A 14,806-nucleotide genomic window follows, 5' to 3' on the forward strand; every position below is an offset into this window, starting at 1 on the left:
TCGGGGCGGTGCGGCGTCAAACCATGGTCAAAGCGGCCGGGCGCGCCTATATCGGGTCATGGTCACCAGGCTCTACACCCATCCGATCTTCCTCGAACATCTGACGCCCCCCGGTCATCCGGAGCGGCCGGACCGCTTGCGCGCTATCGAGCGCGTGCTCGACGACGAGGCCTTCACCGCACTCGATCGGGTAACGGCGCCGCAAGGCGACGAGGCCACAATCCTCTACGCCCACCCCGAGGATTTCGTCGCCCGCGTCCGCGCCGCGATCCCTGAAAGCGGCATTGCCTCGATCGACGCCGACACGAGCGCCAGCCCGAAAAGCTGGCAGGCGGTGGTCACTGCCATCGGTGCGGCCAACGCTGCCGTCGACGATGTTTTCGAGGGCAGCGTTGCCAATGCCTTCGTCGCCGCGCGTCCGCCCGGCCATCATGCCGAAAAGACCACGGCCATGGGCTTTTGCCTGTTCAACACCGCGGCGATCGCGGCCCGCTACGCGCAGAAGAAACACGGCGCCGAGCGTGTCGCCATCGTCGACTGGGACGTGCATCACGGCAATGGCACGCAGGACATTTTCTGGGACGATCCCTCGGTGCTCTATTGTTCGACGCACCAGATGCCGCTCTATCCCGGCACCGGGGCTAAAAACGAAACCGGCGCCGGCAACATCGTCAACGCGCCGCTGGCGCCGCAGACCGGCTCGGACATGTTTCGCGATGCCTTGCTGTCGCGCGTCCTTCCGGCACTCGACAATTTCGCGCCCGATCTGATCATCATTTCCGCAGGCTTCGACGCTCACCATCGCGACCCGCTGGCCGAGATCAACCTCAGCGAGGACGATTTCGACTGGGCGACAGGCCAGTTGCTGGAACGCGCCGGGCGCCACAGCGGCAACCGGCTCGTCAGCCTGCTTGAGGGCGGCTACGATCTGCAGGGACTGGCATTTTCGGTCGCCGCCCATGTCGGGCGGCTGATGAAGGGGTAAAGTATGGCTGGCGAAGCAAATGAAGACGTGAAGGCGATGAGCTTCGAGCAGGCACTCGACGCGCTGGAAAAGATCGTCGATGATCTGGAACGCGGCGACGTGCCGCTCGACCAATCGATCAAGATCTATGAGCGCGGCGAGGCGCTGAAGGCCCATTGCGACCGGCTGCTGAAGGCGGCCGAAGACAAGGTCGAGAAGATCAGGCTGTCGCGTGATGGCAAACCGGTGGGAACGGAGCCGCTCGACGCGGAGTAGTGGAATGGGGCGGGCATAAAGCAGATAGGAGTTCAAGCATGTGCAGAAACATCAAGACCCTGTTCAATTTCGAGCCGCCGGCGACCCATGACGAGATCCGCGACGCCGCCCTTCAATTCGTGCGCAAACTGAGCGGAACGACGCGCCCCTCGCAGCGCAACCAGGCAGCCTTCGACCGTGCCGTCGAGGCGATCGCCGAATCGGCGCATGAATTGCTGCATTCGCTGGAAACCACGCATCATCCGCGCAATCGTGAAGAGGTGGCGGCCAAGGCAAAAGCCAAATCGGCGCTCCGCTTCGCCTGAGGACATCCAGATGAGTTTCTTCCCCGGCAAGGACCCTGAGCCTGGCGATGCCTTCGCCAGCGACCAGATCGAGCTCATGGTCATTCCAAACGCCAAGGACATTGGCGGCTTCCAGGTTCGTCGCGCTCTGCCGACGGCAAAGCGGCGGCTGGTCGGTCCCTTCATCTTCTTCGACCGCATGGGGCCGGCGATCTTGCGCGCCGGCCAGGCGATGGATGTGCGCCCGCACCCGCATATCGGGCTTTCCACCGTCACCTATCTGTTCGACGGCAATATCAGGCACCGCGATTCGCTCGGCACCGAGATGGTCATCCAGCCCGGCGACGTGAATTTGATGACCGCCGGCCGCGGCATTGTCCATTCCGAGCGCACGCCCGAAGAACTGCGCGGCGCGCCGATGTCGGTCTCCGGCCTGCAGACATGGCTGGCTTTGCCCGACGGCAAGGAGGAAGTGGCGCCGGTGTTCGAGAACACGGCCGCGCTCCTTCTGCCCGAGATCGACGCCGAAGGTGTTTCCGGCCGCGTGGTGATCGGCGATTTCCAGGGACTGCGCTCGCCGGTAAGAGCCGACACCGAGACGCTCTACGCCGATCTGAGGCTGGCGCCCGGCGCCAGCGTCAAAATTCCCGCCGACGCCGAGGAACGCGCCATCTACACGCTGGACGGCGATGTCTCGGTTTCGGGCGACCGTTTTCCGGCCGAACGGCTGCTGGTGTTCCGGCCTGGTGACGAGATCGTCGTGTCGTCCGAGCGCGGCGCCCATTTCATGCTCTTCGGGGGCGCTTCGCTCGGCTCTCCGCGCCACATCTGGTGGAACTTCGTCTCGTCGTCGAAGGAACGCATCGAACAGGCCAAGCAGGAATGGAAGACGGGCCGCTTCGATATCGTTCCTGGAGATGAGGAAGAGTTCATTCCGTTACCGGACAATTAACGTCAGCATCACCCGCGTCACTGACACGCATTTACATTCCGGCGACGCAGGCATATTTCGCCATGATCGACGCGCATTATAGCTGAGCAGGCCCTTTAACAGTGAACGCAACGCTGCATACGCCGCTTCTCGACAAGGTCCGCATTCCAGCCGACCTGAAGAAGCTTGACGAAAGCGAGCTGCCGCAGCTGGCCTCGGAGCTGCGCGCCGAGCTGATCGATGCCGTCTCGCATACGGGCGGGCATCTCGGCGCCGGCCTCGGTGTCGTCGAACTGACGGTGGCGCTGCACTATGTCTTCAACACGCCGGAAGACCGCGTGATCTGGGATGTCGGCCACCAGGCCTATCCACACAAGATCCTGACCGGCCGCCGCGACCGCATCCGAACGCTCAGGCAAGAAGGCGGCCTGTCCGGCTTCACCCGTCGCGCCGAGAGCGAATACGACCCGTTCGGCGCCGCGCACTCTTCGACCTCCATTTCCGCCGGCCTCGGCATGGCCATGGCGCGCGACCTCTCGGGCGGCCACAACAATGTCATTGCCGTCATCGGCGACGGCGCCATGTCCGCCGGCATGGCCTATGAAGCCATGAACAATGCCGGCGCGCTTGATGCCCGGCTGATCGTCATCCTCAACGACAACGACATGTCTATCGCGCCGCCGACCGGCGCCATGAGCGCCTATCTGGCGCGGCTCGCGTCGGGCAAGACCTATCTTGGCCTGCGCGATTTCGGCAAGAAGCTGACCTCCTATCTCGGCAAGCGCGCCGACCGCGCCATCAAGCGGGCGGTCGAGCATGCGCGCGGCTACGTCACCGGCGGCACGCTGTTCGAGGAGCTTGGCTTCTACCATATCGGCCCGATCGACGGCCACAATCTCGAGCATCTGATCCCGGTGCTGAAGAACGTCCGCGACCATGCCGACGGCCCGGTGCTGATCCATGTCGTGACGCAGAAGGGCAAGGGCTACGCGCCGGCTGAGGCCGCGGCCGACAAATATCACGGCGTCAACAAGTTCGACGTCATCACCGGCGCGCAGACCAAGGCCCCGGCCAATGCGCCGGCCTACACCAAGGTGTTCGCCGAGAGCCTGGTCCAGGAAGCCCGCCTGGACGACCGTATCGTCGCCGTCACCGCGGCCATGCCGAACGGCACCGGCCTCGATTTGTTCGGCGAGGCGTTTCCGACCCGGACCTTCGATGTCGGCATTGCCGAGCAACATGCCGTGACCTTCGCCGCCGGCCTCGCCAGCGAGGGCTACAAGCCCTTCGCCGCCATCTATTCGACCTTCCTGCAGCGCGCCTACGATCAGGTCGTCCACGACGTGGCGATCCAGAAACTGCCGGTGCGTTTCCCGATCGACCGCGCCGGTTTCGTCGGCGCCGACGGCGCCACTCATTGCGGCGCCTTCGACACCACCTTCCTGGCGACGCTGCCGGGCTTCGTGGTGATGGCGGCCGCCGACGAGGCGGAGCTTCGCCACATGGTGCGCACCGCCGCCTATTATGACGAAGGCCCGATCGCCTTCCGCTATCCGCGCGGCAATGGCGTCGGCGTCGACATGCCGGAGCGCGGCTCGGTGCTCGAAATCGGCAAGGGCCGCATCGTCAGGGAAGGCACCAAGGTGGCGCTTCTGTCCTTTGGCACGCGGCTGCAGGATTGCCTGCTGGCGGCCGAGGAACTCGGCGCGGCCGGATTGTCGACAACGGTTGCGGATGCCCGTTTCGCCAAGCCGCTCGACGAGGATTTGATCCGCCGTCTCGCCCGCTCGCACGAAGTGCTGGTGACGGTGGAAGAGGGCGCTGTCGGCGGTTTCGCCAGCCACGTGCTGCAGTTCCTCGCCCATGAAGGCTTGCTGGAAAGCGGTCTGAAAGTTCGGCCGCTGGTGCTGCCAGACGAGTTCACCGACCACGCCAAGCCGGAAAAAATGTATGCCGATGCCGGGCTCGACGCGGCCGGCATCGTGCGCACCGTGTTCGTCGCGCTCGGCCATTCCGCGCGCGCGCAACGCGCCTGAATCAAAACCTCACGCAGCTGAAGCCGTTGCCGGCTGCAACCCTATGTTAAGGCTTCCTTTTGGCGTTTTGCTTACCGTGTCTTTTGGCCGTTTTTCAACGCCCCCCTGCTAGAACGAGAGCCAGGCAGGGAGTTAAAAACAATGCGAACGCTTCTGTGCGGCGCGGCCCTTTTGGCCGTCATCGCCGCGCCGGCCATGGCCGAGACGCGCTATGACCGCAAGCTCGAACAGGCGGTGGCAGGCATCGTCGCCCGCAAGATGGGCGATATCAGGGGCGCTTTTTCCTACAAGCAGGTGCCGCAGCTTGTCGTCCTGCCGGACGCACCAGTCGTTGCTGTCGAGCGCCCGCGCAAGCAGGCTTCAGATGACGGAAGCGACGGCCTGATGCCGGCCGTTGAACGGCAGGTCTCACGGACGATCTTCTAAAACCACATATCGCGCACGCAGCGCCCATCGCGCGGCAGGTCGTCATAAGTGTCCAGCCCGTCGAAATGGTCGATCGGCAGGTCGGCGACCGCCTCCGGCGGTGCCAGCCTGACATTGACGGCGATACGCGTGCGGCCGCTGTCGCTGCGGCGCAAACCGCGCCAGGCAAGCACACAGGCACATGTTGGGCAGAACAGGATTTCCAGCGACGGCGTCTCCTTGCCGGCGCGGGTGTAGGACTGCACAGGCCCCGCAAGCCGGATACGCTCGTCGACAAAGTCATAGGCCCAGAGCGTGCCATAGCGGCGGCAAAGCGTGCAATTGCAGGCCGTGATCGGGCCGGGATCGCCTTCCAGGGTCCAGTGGGCGGCGCCGCAATGGCAGGTTCCCGTCAGCATTCGTCTTCCTCCGCATTGCCTGAGCCTCTACATCTTGCCGGACTGGCTGCGATATTCAACCGGGCGGACTGGCTTGCGGCCCGGGTCTCGACGTCCTCCCATGCCAATGTCCTTGCCTTCGCGGCCGGCTTTCGCCATGAAGGCCGATGAACTCCCCTCTGCCAGCCAGCACACGCCAGCGGCTCGACGAATTGCTCGTCCAGCGCGGCCTGTTTGCGAGCCGCTCGCGCGCACGCGACGCGGTCGAGCGCGGCACCGTGACCGTCGACGGCGTGGTCGCCCGCAAGCCCGGCCAGACGGTTCTGCCGCACTGTCTCATCGTCATCGACGACCCGGCGCAGGGTTATGTCTCACGCGCGGCGCTGAAGCTGATTGCCGGGCTCGACCATTTCGGTCTCGATCCCGCGGGCAGTGAAGCCCTCGATATCGGCGCCTCGACGGGCGGCTTCACCCAGGTGCTGCTCGAACGCGGCGCGGCCCATGTCACGGCCATCGATGTCGGCCACGGCCAGATGCATCCCGACATTGCGGGCGACCCGCGCGTGACGGTTATCGAGGGCCTCAACGCTCGCGAGCTCACGGCTGCCGATCTCGGCGGCCGCATCCCGGATTTCATCGTCTCCGACGTCAGCTTCATCTCGTTGAAACTGGCGATGCCACCGGCGTTGGCATTGGCACGGGACGGCGCTCGTGCGGTGTTTCTGGTCAAGCCGCAATTCGAGGCCGGCCGCGAGGCGATCGGCAAGGGCGGTCTGTTGAAAGACCCTTATGACGCCGCCCGTGTGGCCGGCTTGCTGCAGGAATGGCTCGAAGGCGTCCCTGGCTGGCGTACATTGGGTCTGCACATGTCGCCGATCGAAGGCGGCGACGGCAACCGCGAATTCCTGCTTGCCGGGATCAAGGATGCCGGGATCAAGGATGCCGGGACCAAGGACCGATGAGCACGGGCTTCACCATCAAGAGACTGGGTTCGCAGGGCGACGGCGTCGCCGAGACGGAAACCGGCGAGCTGTTCATTCCCTTCACCCTGCCCGGCGAGACCGTCACCGCCGCGCGCGAGAGGGATCGCGCCATGCTGATGGCGGTATTGGAGACGTCGCCGCTGCGTATCGATCCGGCCTGCCGGCATTTCACCGAATGTGGCGGCTGCGCCGTCCAGCATCTGCAAGCCGACGCTTACCAGCAATGGAAACGCGACAAGGTCGTGCACGCCTTGAAAGGCATTGCCGGCGACATCGGCGCCCTGGTGCCGTGTGCGCCACACACACGCCGCCGCGTCGTGCTTGCCGCCAGGCGCGCCAACACAGGCATGCTGCTTGGCTTCCATCGCCATCTGTCGCCGGAAATCATCCCCATCGAGGAATGTCCGATCTCGCTGCCGGAGATCGTTGCCGCGCTCGATCGTTTGAGGTCGGTCGCCGACCTGGTTTGCGCCACCACCAAATCGTTCCGGATGGCGGTCACTGTGACGGGCTCGGGGCTTGACGTCGCTGTCTATGAGTCGGGCAAGCTGGGCGAGAACCAGCGCCGGGTCGCCTCCAACTTCATCATGGCCAATGGCTTTGCCCGGCTTTCGATCGACGACGAGATTGTCATCGAGCCGAAAAAGCCGGTGGTCATGTTCGGCACAGTCGCTGTCGCTATACCGCCTGGCGCCTTCCTGCAGGCAACGCAAGCCGCCGAACAGACGATGGCCGATCTCGTTGGCGGACATCTGAAGCGTGCCAGGAAAGTCGCGGATCTTTTCGCCGGCTGCGGCAGCTTTGCGCTTCGGCTGGCGGCCAAATCCGAAGTCCACGCGGTCGAAGGCGACGCGGCAGCCCTTTCGGCGCTCGACCGCGGATCGCGCTTCGCCACCGGCCTGAAGCGGGTAACCGGCGAACGCCGCGACCTGTTCCGGCGGCCGCTGACGTTCAAGGAGCTGAATGCTTTCGATGGCGTCGTCTTCGACCCGCCGCGCGCCGGCGCCGAGGACCAGTCGAAGCAGATCGCCCGCTCGGATGTGCCGTTCGTCGCCGCCGTCTCCTGCAATCCGGTGACGCTGGCACGAGACCTGCGCATCCTGATTGACGGCGGCTACATCTTGAAGAGCGTCACGCCCATCGACCAGTTCCTGTGGTCGCCGCATGTCGAGGCCGTGGCGCTGCTGGAGAAGCCGAAACGGCGACGTTAATCCGCCGATTTTCACAAGGCCGTGCTTGAGTTTGCCGCCCCCCGCAAGACGTAGCCGGCTGGCAAACTAGCCTTCGCGAACGCTTTCGTACCCGGCCGCTGCGGCCTTGATGAACTTACGGTCGAAGGACACAAATGCTGAGCAGTGCGAGGACTTGCCCAGATGGAGCGCATCGGCGAAATCCATTCCCGTCTCGGCTAGATCGACCGCGGAAGAGACCATCGCAGCATCCTCTATCTCGACAGTGGGAAGCCCGCCGAACACCCGCAGTGCATTGACGATCGAGGCCTGATCATAACCATAGCCGCTGCGCAGCACCCACTCAGCCTCCAGGATCACCGTGACGGCGACGAAAACGGGCTGACCGTCGATCAGCCGCCGGGCTCGCGGGGACTGCTCGGGATCGTCGTTCGTCAGATACCTGACGACAACGTTGGTATCAATCGCGAGCATGGCGCCGCCGTGCTTCAGCAAGGACGGCCGCGTCCATCTCCTCCAAGGTCTTCGGTCTGCCACTGTGCGGCAGGACACCAAAGACATCTTCTGGTCGTGTCGGGGCAAAGGCAGGCGCCGGTCTCAAAAGTACACCGTCCGGTGTGTCTTCGACCTGCAGGCGCGTGCCCGCGCCCCAGTCCCTCCGTTTGCGGATAGCGCTGGGCAGGATTACCTGTCCCTTGGTCGAGACGGTCGTTATAAGTTTTTCGGTCGCAGCCATCGCGAAGGACCTTTGCGTAAGACGAACGTAAGATAGCCCTATCGCGGAAGGTATTCAAGCCGACCGGATTCGTATCCTCAAACCCTGGTGCCGCCGACCGTCATCTGGTTCATCCTGAGATGCGGCTGGCCGACGCCGACCGGCACGCCTTGTCCGGCCTTGCCGCACATGCCGATGCCGGTGTCGAGCTTCATGTCGTTGCCGATCATCGACACACGGTGCATGGCGTCCGGTCCGTTGCCGATCAGCATGGCGCCCTTGATCGGCTGCGTCACCTTGCCATTTTCGATCATGTAGGCCTCGGTGCAGCCGAACACGAACTTGCCCGAGGTGATGTCGACCTGGCCGCCGCCGAAGGATACGGCATAGATGCCGTTCTTGACCGAGGCGATGATCTCGTCCGGCTCCATGTCGCCTGCCGTCATATAGGTGTTGGTCATGCGCGGCATCGGCTGGTGCGCATAGCCTTCGCGCCGACCGTTTCCGGTGGCTTTCATGCCCATCAGCCGGGCGTTCTGGCGGTCCTGCATGTAGCCGACAAGCTTGCCGTCCTCGATCAGCACATTGCGGGCCGAAGGCGTGCCTTCATCGTCGACAGTCAGCGAACCTCGCCGCTCCGGCATGGTGCCGTCATCGACCACGGTAACGCCCTTGGCGGCGACCTGCTGGCCGAGCAGGCCGGCAAAGGCGGAGGTCTTCTTGCGGTTGAAGTCGCCCTCCAGCCCGTGGCCGACGGCTTCGTGCAGCATCACGCCCGGCCAGCCGCTGGACAAAACGATGTCGAACGTTCCGGCCGGCGCGGGAATGGCTTCGAGATTGACCAGCGCCTGCCTGAGCGCCTCCCTGGCAGCATGCTTCCAGGCGTCCTCGACCAGGAACTCGCCGAATGCCTTGCGCCCGCCCATGCCATAGGAGCCGCTTTCCTGGCGGTCGCCGTCGCCGACGACGACGGAAACGTTGATGCGGACCAACGGGCGGATGTCGCGCACCATCTGGCCGTCGGCGCGCACGATCTCGACATGCTGCCAGGACGCCGCGAGCGAGGCCGTCACCTGGCGCACGCGCGGGTCCTCGGCGCGCAGCCATGCGTCGATTTCCTGCAACAGCTTGGCCTTGACCTCGAAGGAAGGCGAGGGGATCGGGTTCTCCTCGCCATAGAGATGGCGGTTGGTGCGCGCGGGCGCCGCGGCAAGCGTGCCGGAATAGCCGCCCTTGACGGTCGAGACCGCGTCTGCGGCGCGCAGCAGCGACGCCTCGGAAAGATCGCTGGAATGGGCGTAGCCGCTGGCCTCGCCGGCCACGGCGCGCAGGCCAAAACCCTGGTCGGTGTTGAAATTGGCGGTCTTCAGCCTGCCATTGTCGAACATCAGCGCTTCGCTCTCGCTGTATTCGAGGAACAGTTCGCCATCATCGGCGCCGTTCAGTGTGTCGGCGACGATCCGCTTGATGCGATCGTCTGAAATGTCGAATTGGCCGGTCAGGCTGTTCATGGCAGGTCCGCTCACAAGAGGAATGGTGTTGCCACGATGTAGGCGCGAAGACGCGCCTGCACAATCCGCAATGACGATCCGCAGCCGGACAGTCGAGCGCTAATGCATGTCGCCCAGAAGTGTGCCGCGGTTCTGGGACAACGACATGCATCAAAAAGACCTAAAGCGCGTCGTACGAATCCGTTTCAGCGCGACGCGCTTTAGGGCCCTACTTCTCGTCCACGAACGCTTTGATGTCGCTGGTCATGGAATCCCAGTTCGAGAACTGCTCTTCGAGGTAGGAGCGGGTAACCCCGCCCCTGAACATGACATCCATCTTGAAGTTCGACCCGTCACCCGAAAAGGCCTTCACCCAGCGGTATTTCTTGTTCCATTCATTGGCCTGGTCGGCCGTGAAGGGTTCAAGCTCAGGGCAGGGCGGCAAAACCGTCGGCGAAGCCCTTGAGGTCGACAGGGATGCCGATGCCTTCTTCCGGCGTCTGGAAGACGATGAAGGTGGCCGACGTCCCGGTCTTCAGCGTATCGAGCAGCGGCTTTTCGAGAATGACCTCGGCATAGCAGCCATCCTGGAAGCAGCGCACGAAATAGGCGCGGCCGATATCCTTGCCGTCGACATTGAGGCCCAGGCCATTGGGCAGCAAAACGCCGAGCGGGGCCAGCACGCGCAGGATCTCGGCCTTGTTGTCGGCGGTGCGCAGGACGACGACGGACAGTCCCATTTCCGGGCGATCCTCGGCAACGACGTTCTGCATCATCACGCATTGTTCCGAGGTGGCGCCGGCCGGCGTGTCGCAGATGATCGACCACGCGCCATGCGTCGACTTGACCGTGCCGCTGGGCTGCGCTGCATTGGCGACGCCGGTTGCGGACGAGCCGATACCGATCAGGGCGGCGAGAAAAACGACCTTCGCCCCGCTTCTCGAAAGCCAAGCGCTTTTCGAATGCCAGGCGCTCTTCGAATGCCAGGCGTTTCTCGAAAGCCAAGAGGTCATGACGGCTCCATTGCGAATCACGGCACTTTAAGCCGCGCCAAGGCCAAGTAAAGGATAGGGCGACCGCCGGTCAGCCCCGGCAGGCGCAATAATGCGCTTTTCCCTAGCAAATTCGCCCGAATTGCGACCGTCAGGCGCATTCCGGACACAAGCCCGCATAGCCTGTCTGTCGACGACCCGCGCGGGCACGAGGCCGTCGAAACAGCGCGGCAGCACTTGCGCGCAAAAATGCCGCACGGTTTCGCCCGCTCCTTTCTTGCGGAGGGAAATAGAGTATGGTTTGAACCACCCTTGGGACTGTCCGGGATTCCCATCCCGGCATTGTTCGATATTCTTGCGTCGCGATCGCGAGGAACCGGGAGATGAAGAGGGCGATGAGAAAATTCCCAGCAAGCGCCAAATTGATGGCAACGGCAGCCGCCGCCGCCGCATTTTTCGCCGGTGCCTCCGCCCATGCGGCCCAGCCGCAGCCGTGGGAGATGACTTTTCAGCCGCCGGCGACAGACATGATGCGGCAGATCGAGTGGTTCGGGAATTACACGATGTGGTTCGTCGTCCCGATCACCGCTTTGGTTCTGGCGCTTCTCGCCTGGTGCATCTTCAGGTTCCGCGCCAGCAAAAACCCGGTTCCGTCCAAGACCAGCCACAACACGCTGATCGAGATCATCTGGACAGTCGGGCCGGTCGTCGTCCTGCTGTTCATCGCCATTCCCTCGTTCCAGCTGCTGACGGCGCAGTACACGCCGCCGGAAGAGGCCAAGCTGACCGTCAAGGTGACGGGCAATCAGTGGAACTGGGACTATGAGTACCAGACCGAGAACACGCTCTCCTTCAACTCGGCCATCCTGCAGGATGCCGACCGCGCCGCGATCGGCAAGGAAGACCGCAAGGTCTATCCGCGCCTGCTGGCGGTCGACAACGAGCTGGTCGTGCCGGTCAACACCATGACGCGCGTCCTGGTTACCGCAGCCGACGTGATCCATTCCTTTGCCGTTCCGGCCTTCGGCATCAAGATGGACGCGGTTCCCGGCCGCACCAACGAGACGTGGTTCAAGGCGGAAAAGGAAGGCATCTATTACGGCCAGTGCTCGCAGCTCTGCGGCAAGGACCATGCCTTCATGCCGATCGCCGTCCGCGTCGTGTCCGATGCGCAGTACAAGACCTGGCTGGCAGCAGCCAAGACCGACCTCCCCGGCGCCAACAAGGCGCTGATGGCCGAGGTCGACGGTACCAACAAGGTAGCGGCCGCCGGCAATTGATGCCGCGGGTTAGCAAGAATTAGGGAACGGAGCCGACCATGGCAGAAGCTGCAGCTCACGACGACCACGACCACAAGCCCTATCATGGCTGGGTCCGGTGGGTGTACTCCACCAACCACAAGGACATCGGCACGCTCTACCTGATCTTCGCGATTTTCGCGGGCATCGTCGGCGGCGCGCTTTCGGTCGTCATCCGCATGGAGCTGCAGGAGCCGGGCATCCAGATCTTCACCGGTCTGGCGCAGATGGTCTATGGCATGAACGGCGATGCCGCCATCGACGGCGGCAAGAGCATGTACAACGCCTTCGGCACCGCGCACGCGCTGATCATGATCTTCTTCATGGTCATGCCGGCGCTGATCGGCGGCTTCGCCAACTGGATGGTGCCGATCATGATCGGCGCGCCTGACATGGCCTTCCCGCGCATGAACAACATCTCGTTCTGGCTGCTGCCGCCGGCCTTCCTGCTGCTCATCGCTTCGGCTTTCATGCCGAGCGCGCCCGGCGCCTATGGCGTTGGCGGCGGCTGGACTCTCTATCCGCCGCTGTCGACCTCCGGCCAGCCCGGGCCGGCCATGGATCTGGCGATCCTGTCGATCCACATTGCCGGCGCGTCCTCGATCCTCGGCGCCATCAACTTCATCACCACCATTTTCAACATGCGCGCGCCGGGCATGACGCTGCACAAGATGCCGCTATTTGCCTGGTCGGTTCTGATCACCGCCTTCCTGCTGCTCTTGTCGCTTCCGGTTCTGGCCGGTGGCATCACCATGCTGCTTACCGACCGCAATTTCGGCACCACCTTCTTCGCCCCGGATGGCGGCGGCGATCCGATCCTGTTCCAGCATCTGTTCTGGTTCTTCGGTCACCCCGAAGTGTACATCCTGATCCTGCCGGGCTTCGGCATCATCAGCCACATCGTCTCGACCTTCTCGAAGAAGCCGGTGTTCGGCTATCTCGGCATGGCCTACGCCATGGTCGCGATCGGCGCCGTCGGCTTCATCGTCTGGGCGCACCACATGTACACGACCGGCCTGTCGCTCGACACGCAGCGCTACTTCGTCTTTGCCACCATGGTCATCGCCGTGCCGACAGGCGTGAAGATCTTCTCCTGGATCGCGACGATGTGGGGCGGCTCGATCTCGTTCAAGACGCCGATGCTGTGGGCGCTGGGCTTCATCTTCCTGTTCACGGTCGGCGGCGTCACCGGCGTCCAGCTCGCCAACGCCGGCCTCGACCGCTCGCTGCATGACACCTATTTCGTCATTGCCCACTTCCACTATGTGCTGTCGCTGGGTGCGGTCTTCGCCATCTTCGCCGGCTGGTACTACTGGTTCCCCAAGATGACCGGCTACATGTACTCGCCGGTGATCGCCAACACCCACTTCTGGGTCACCTTCGTCGGCGTCAATTTGATCTTCTTCCCGCAGCATTTCCTCGGCCTGGCCGGCATGCCGCGCCGCACCATCGACTATCCCGACGCGTTCGCCGGCTGGAACATGGTGTCGTCCTACGGCTCCTATATATCGGCCGTCGGCGTGGTGATCTTCCTCTATGGCGTGTTCGAGGCCTTCCAGAAGAAGCGCGTCGCCGGCGCCAATCCGTGGGGCGAGGGTGCAACGACGCTCGAATGGCAGCTGCCTTCGCCGCCGCCCTTCCACCAGTGGGAACAGCTGCCGAAGATCAAGTAAGGCAGCCCGAATACGAAACCGCCGGCCCGCCGGCGGTTTCGGCCAACGGAATGATTGGACTTATGTACGCATGGCCCTTGTCGACGACCCAATGATTGACGAAGCGGGCTTTCGCATGTCGGAAGCCACGTCGGGCGATTTCTTCGCCCTGCTGAAGCCGCGCGTCATGTCGCTGGTGGTGTTCACGGCCTTTGTCGGCATGGTCGCTGCGCCCGTGACCATCAACCCGCTGCTGGCGGTGATCGCCATCCTGGCCATCGCCATCGGCGCCGGCGCCTCTGGTGCGCTCAACATGTGGTACGACGCCGACATCGACGCAGTAATGAGCCGGACCGCCTGCCGCCCGGTACCCTCCGGCCGCATCCTGCCCGGCGAAGCCCTGAGCTTCGGCCTTGTGCTTTCGGTGCTATCGGTGATGACGCTGGGCGTACTGGTCAACTGGCTGTCGGCGGCGCTGCTTGCCTTCACCATCTTCTTCTACGCCGTCGTCTACACGATGTGGCTGAAGCGCTCGACGCCGCAGAACATCGTCATCGGCGGTGCCGCCGGCGCCATCCCGCCGGTCATCGGCTGGGCCGCGGTGACCGGAACGGTGAGCCTGGAAAGCCTCGTCCTGTTCCTGATCATCTTCCTGTGGACGCCGCCGCACTTCTGGGCGCTGGCGCTGTTCAAGTCCGACGACTACGCCAAGGCCGGCATCCCGATGATGCCGAACGTTGCCGGCCAGGCCTCGACCCGCCGCCAGATCTTTGCCTACGCCCTGATCCTGGCGCCGATCGGTGTGCTGCCCTGGGTGCTCGGTTTCACTACCGCCTTCTATGGCGTCGCATCAGTGGCTCTCGGCGCCGGCTTCGTCTGGTATGCCTGGAAAGTGCTGTGCATGACCGATAGCGACCGCGTCATGAAGCCGGCCAAGGCTCTGTTCGCCTATTCGCTGCTCTACCTCTTCGCCATCTTCGCCATCTATCTTGCCGACTGTGTCGTCGGTCGCGCTTTGGCCATCGGTGGAGCATGACCATGATCGACAAGAAGCTTGAACTGGTCACGCTGACCGAAAGCCAGAAGAAGGCGCGGCGCAACCGTTCGGCGGCGATCGGCGTCGCGCTGGCGATTCTGGTCGTCATCTTCTACGTCGCGACCATCGTGAAATTCGGCCATACCGGATGAGGCC

18 protein-coding genes are annotated in these 14,806 nt (G+C 63.7%); 12 read left to right on the top strand and 6 right to left on the bottom strand.

All coding sequences use genetic code 11. From position 1 onward, the window contains the following. Positions 1–58: 58 nt before the first annotated feature. The 6 genes from AC3CCE_RS27265 to AC3CCE_RS27290 all read left to right on the top strand — a co-directional run bounded on the left by AC3CCE_RS27265 (position 59) and on the right by AC3CCE_RS27290 (position 4,917). Positions 59–985 carry a histone deacetylase family protein gene (locus tag AC3CCE_RS27265; RefSeq protein WP_023685412.1) on the top strand — a complete coding sequence of 309 codons (927 nt, stop codon included), beginning with the start codon at positions 59–61 and terminating at the stop codon, positions 983–985. Positions 986–988: 3 nt separating this feature from the next. Continuing rightward, positions 989–1,240 carry an exodeoxyribonuclease VII small subunit gene (locus AC3CCE_RS27270; protein ID WP_023668433.1) on the top strand — a complete coding sequence of 84 codons (252 nt, stop codon included), beginning with the start codon at positions 989–991 and terminating at the stop codon, positions 1,238–1,240. A 38-nt stretch (positions 1,241–1,278) separates the two neighbouring features. Further along, the gene (locus AC3CCE_RS27275; protein ID WP_023668432.1) at positions 1,279–1,545 is read left to right on the top strand and encodes a DUF2277 domain-containing protein; all 267 of its coding nucleotides are present in this window, start codon (positions 1,279–1,281) and stop codon (positions 1,543–1,545) included. A 10-nt stretch (positions 1,546–1,555) separates the two neighbouring features. Then, positions 1,556–2,476, top strand: a complete 921-nt coding sequence (locus AC3CCE_RS27280) for a pirin family protein (RefSeq protein ID WP_023687141.1) — start codon at positions 1,556–1,558, stop codon at positions 2,474–2,476. Positions 2,477–2,577: 101 nt separating this feature from the next. Next, on the top strand, positions 2,578–4,491 hold the full coding sequence (dxs, locus tag AC3CCE_RS27285) for a 1-deoxy-D-xylulose-5-phosphate synthase (RefSeq protein ID WP_023732098.1): 1,914 nt from the start codon (positions 2,578–2,580) through the stop codon (positions 4,489–4,491). Between the two features lie 141 nt (positions 4,492–4,632). Further along, a complete protein-coding gene (locus tag AC3CCE_RS27290; RefSeq protein WP_352626070.1) occupies positions 4,633–4,917 on the top strand; it encodes a hypothetical protein in 285 nt (94 codons plus the stop codon). Here AC3CCE_RS27290 and AC3CCE_RS27295 read toward each other — a convergent pair. Further along, entirely contained in the window at positions 4,914–5,315 is a 402-nt protein-coding gene (locus tag AC3CCE_RS27295; RefSeq protein ID WP_023687142.1) for a GFA family protein, read from the bottom strand. The genes AC3CCE_RS27290 and AC3CCE_RS27295 overlap by 4 nt on opposite strands. Before the next feature lie 146 nt (positions 5,316–5,461). On the opposite strand from AC3CCE_RS27295, the gene AC3CCE_RS27300 reads away from it, so the two are divergent. Both AC3CCE_RS27300 and AC3CCE_RS27305 read left to right on the top strand, forming a co-directional pair. Further along, positions 5,462–6,256 (top strand): TlyA family RNA methyltransferase, encoded by a 795-nt coding sequence (locus tag AC3CCE_RS27300; RefSeq protein WP_352512905.1) that lies wholly within the window; start codon positions 5,462–5,464, stop codon positions 6,254–6,256. After that, positions 6,253–7,488, top strand: coding sequence for a class I SAM-dependent RNA methyltransferase (locus AC3CCE_RS27305; RefSeq protein WP_352626071.1), 1,236 nt, complete (start codon positions 6,253–6,255; stop codon positions 7,486–7,488). Before AC3CCE_RS27300 ends, AC3CCE_RS27305 begins: the two co-directional genes overlap by 4 nt. Positions 7,489–7,554: 66 nt before the next feature. Here the strand turns inward: AC3CCE_RS27305 and AC3CCE_RS27310 are convergent, their stop codons facing one another. The 5 genes from AC3CCE_RS27310 to AC3CCE_RS27330 form a co-directional block, all read right to left on the bottom strand. After that, a complete protein-coding gene (locus tag AC3CCE_RS27310) occupies positions 7,555–7,941 on the bottom strand; it encodes a type II toxin-antitoxin system VapC family toxin (protein ID WP_352626086.1) in 387 nt (128 codons plus the stop codon). Beyond that, on the bottom strand, positions 7,928–8,203 hold the full coding sequence (locus AC3CCE_RS27315) for an AbrB/MazE/SpoVT family DNA-binding domain-containing protein (RefSeq protein ID WP_081732289.1): 276 nt from the start codon (positions 8,201–8,203) through the stop codon (positions 7,928–7,930). The genes AC3CCE_RS27310 and AC3CCE_RS27315 overlap by 14 nt, the downstream gene beginning before the upstream one ends. A 77-nt stretch (positions 8,204–8,280) precedes the next feature. Beyond that, a complete protein-coding gene (gene tldD / locus AC3CCE_RS27320) occupies positions 8,281–9,693 on the bottom strand; it encodes a metalloprotease TldD (RefSeq protein ID WP_352512900.1) in 1,413 nt (470 codons plus the stop codon). A 208-nt stretch (positions 9,694–9,901) separates the two neighbouring features. Further along, a complete protein-coding gene (locus AC3CCE_RS27325; RefSeq protein ID WP_352512899.1) occupies positions 9,902–10,117 on the bottom strand; it encodes a YbjN domain-containing protein in 216 nt (71 codons plus the stop codon). After that, complete coding sequence (locus AC3CCE_RS27330; RefSeq protein ID WP_023668422.1) at positions 10,101–10,685, bottom strand: invasion associated locus B family protein; 585 nt, start codon at positions 10,683–10,685, stop codon at positions 10,101–10,103. The genes AC3CCE_RS27325 and AC3CCE_RS27330 overlap by 17 nt, the downstream gene beginning before the upstream one ends. Before the next feature lie 374 nt (positions 10,686–11,059). Between AC3CCE_RS27330 and coxB the strand changes: the two genes are divergently transcribed. From coxB to AC3CCE_RS27350, 4 genes are all read left to right on the top strand, one after another. After that, complete coding sequence (gene coxB / locus AC3CCE_RS27335; RefSeq protein WP_352512898.1) at positions 11,060–11,944, top strand: cytochrome c oxidase subunit II; 885 nt, start codon at positions 11,060–11,062, stop codon at positions 11,942–11,944. A 38-nt stretch (positions 11,945–11,982) separates the two neighbouring features. Continuing rightward, complete coding sequence (ctaD, locus tag AC3CCE_RS27340; RefSeq protein WP_023668420.1) at positions 11,983–13,635, top strand: cytochrome c oxidase subunit I; 1,653 nt, start codon at positions 11,983–11,985, stop codon at positions 13,633–13,635. 70 nt (positions 13,636–13,705) lie between these two features. Continuing rightward, positions 13,706–14,650 (top strand): heme o synthase, encoded by a 945-nt coding sequence (locus AC3CCE_RS27345; RefSeq protein WP_352512897.1) that lies wholly within the window; start codon positions 13,706–13,708, stop codon positions 14,648–14,650. Next, positions 14,647–14,802 carry a hypothetical protein gene (locus tag AC3CCE_RS27350; protein ID WP_023668418.1) on the top strand — a complete coding sequence of 52 codons (156 nt, stop codon included), beginning with the start codon at positions 14,647–14,649 and terminating at the stop codon, positions 14,800–14,802. Before AC3CCE_RS27345 ends, AC3CCE_RS27350 begins: the two co-directional genes overlap by 4 nt. The last annotated feature ends 4 nt before the right edge of the window (positions 14,803–14,806 follow it).

The sequence above is a fragment of the Mesorhizobium sp. P160187 genome, from assembly GCF_057766425.1.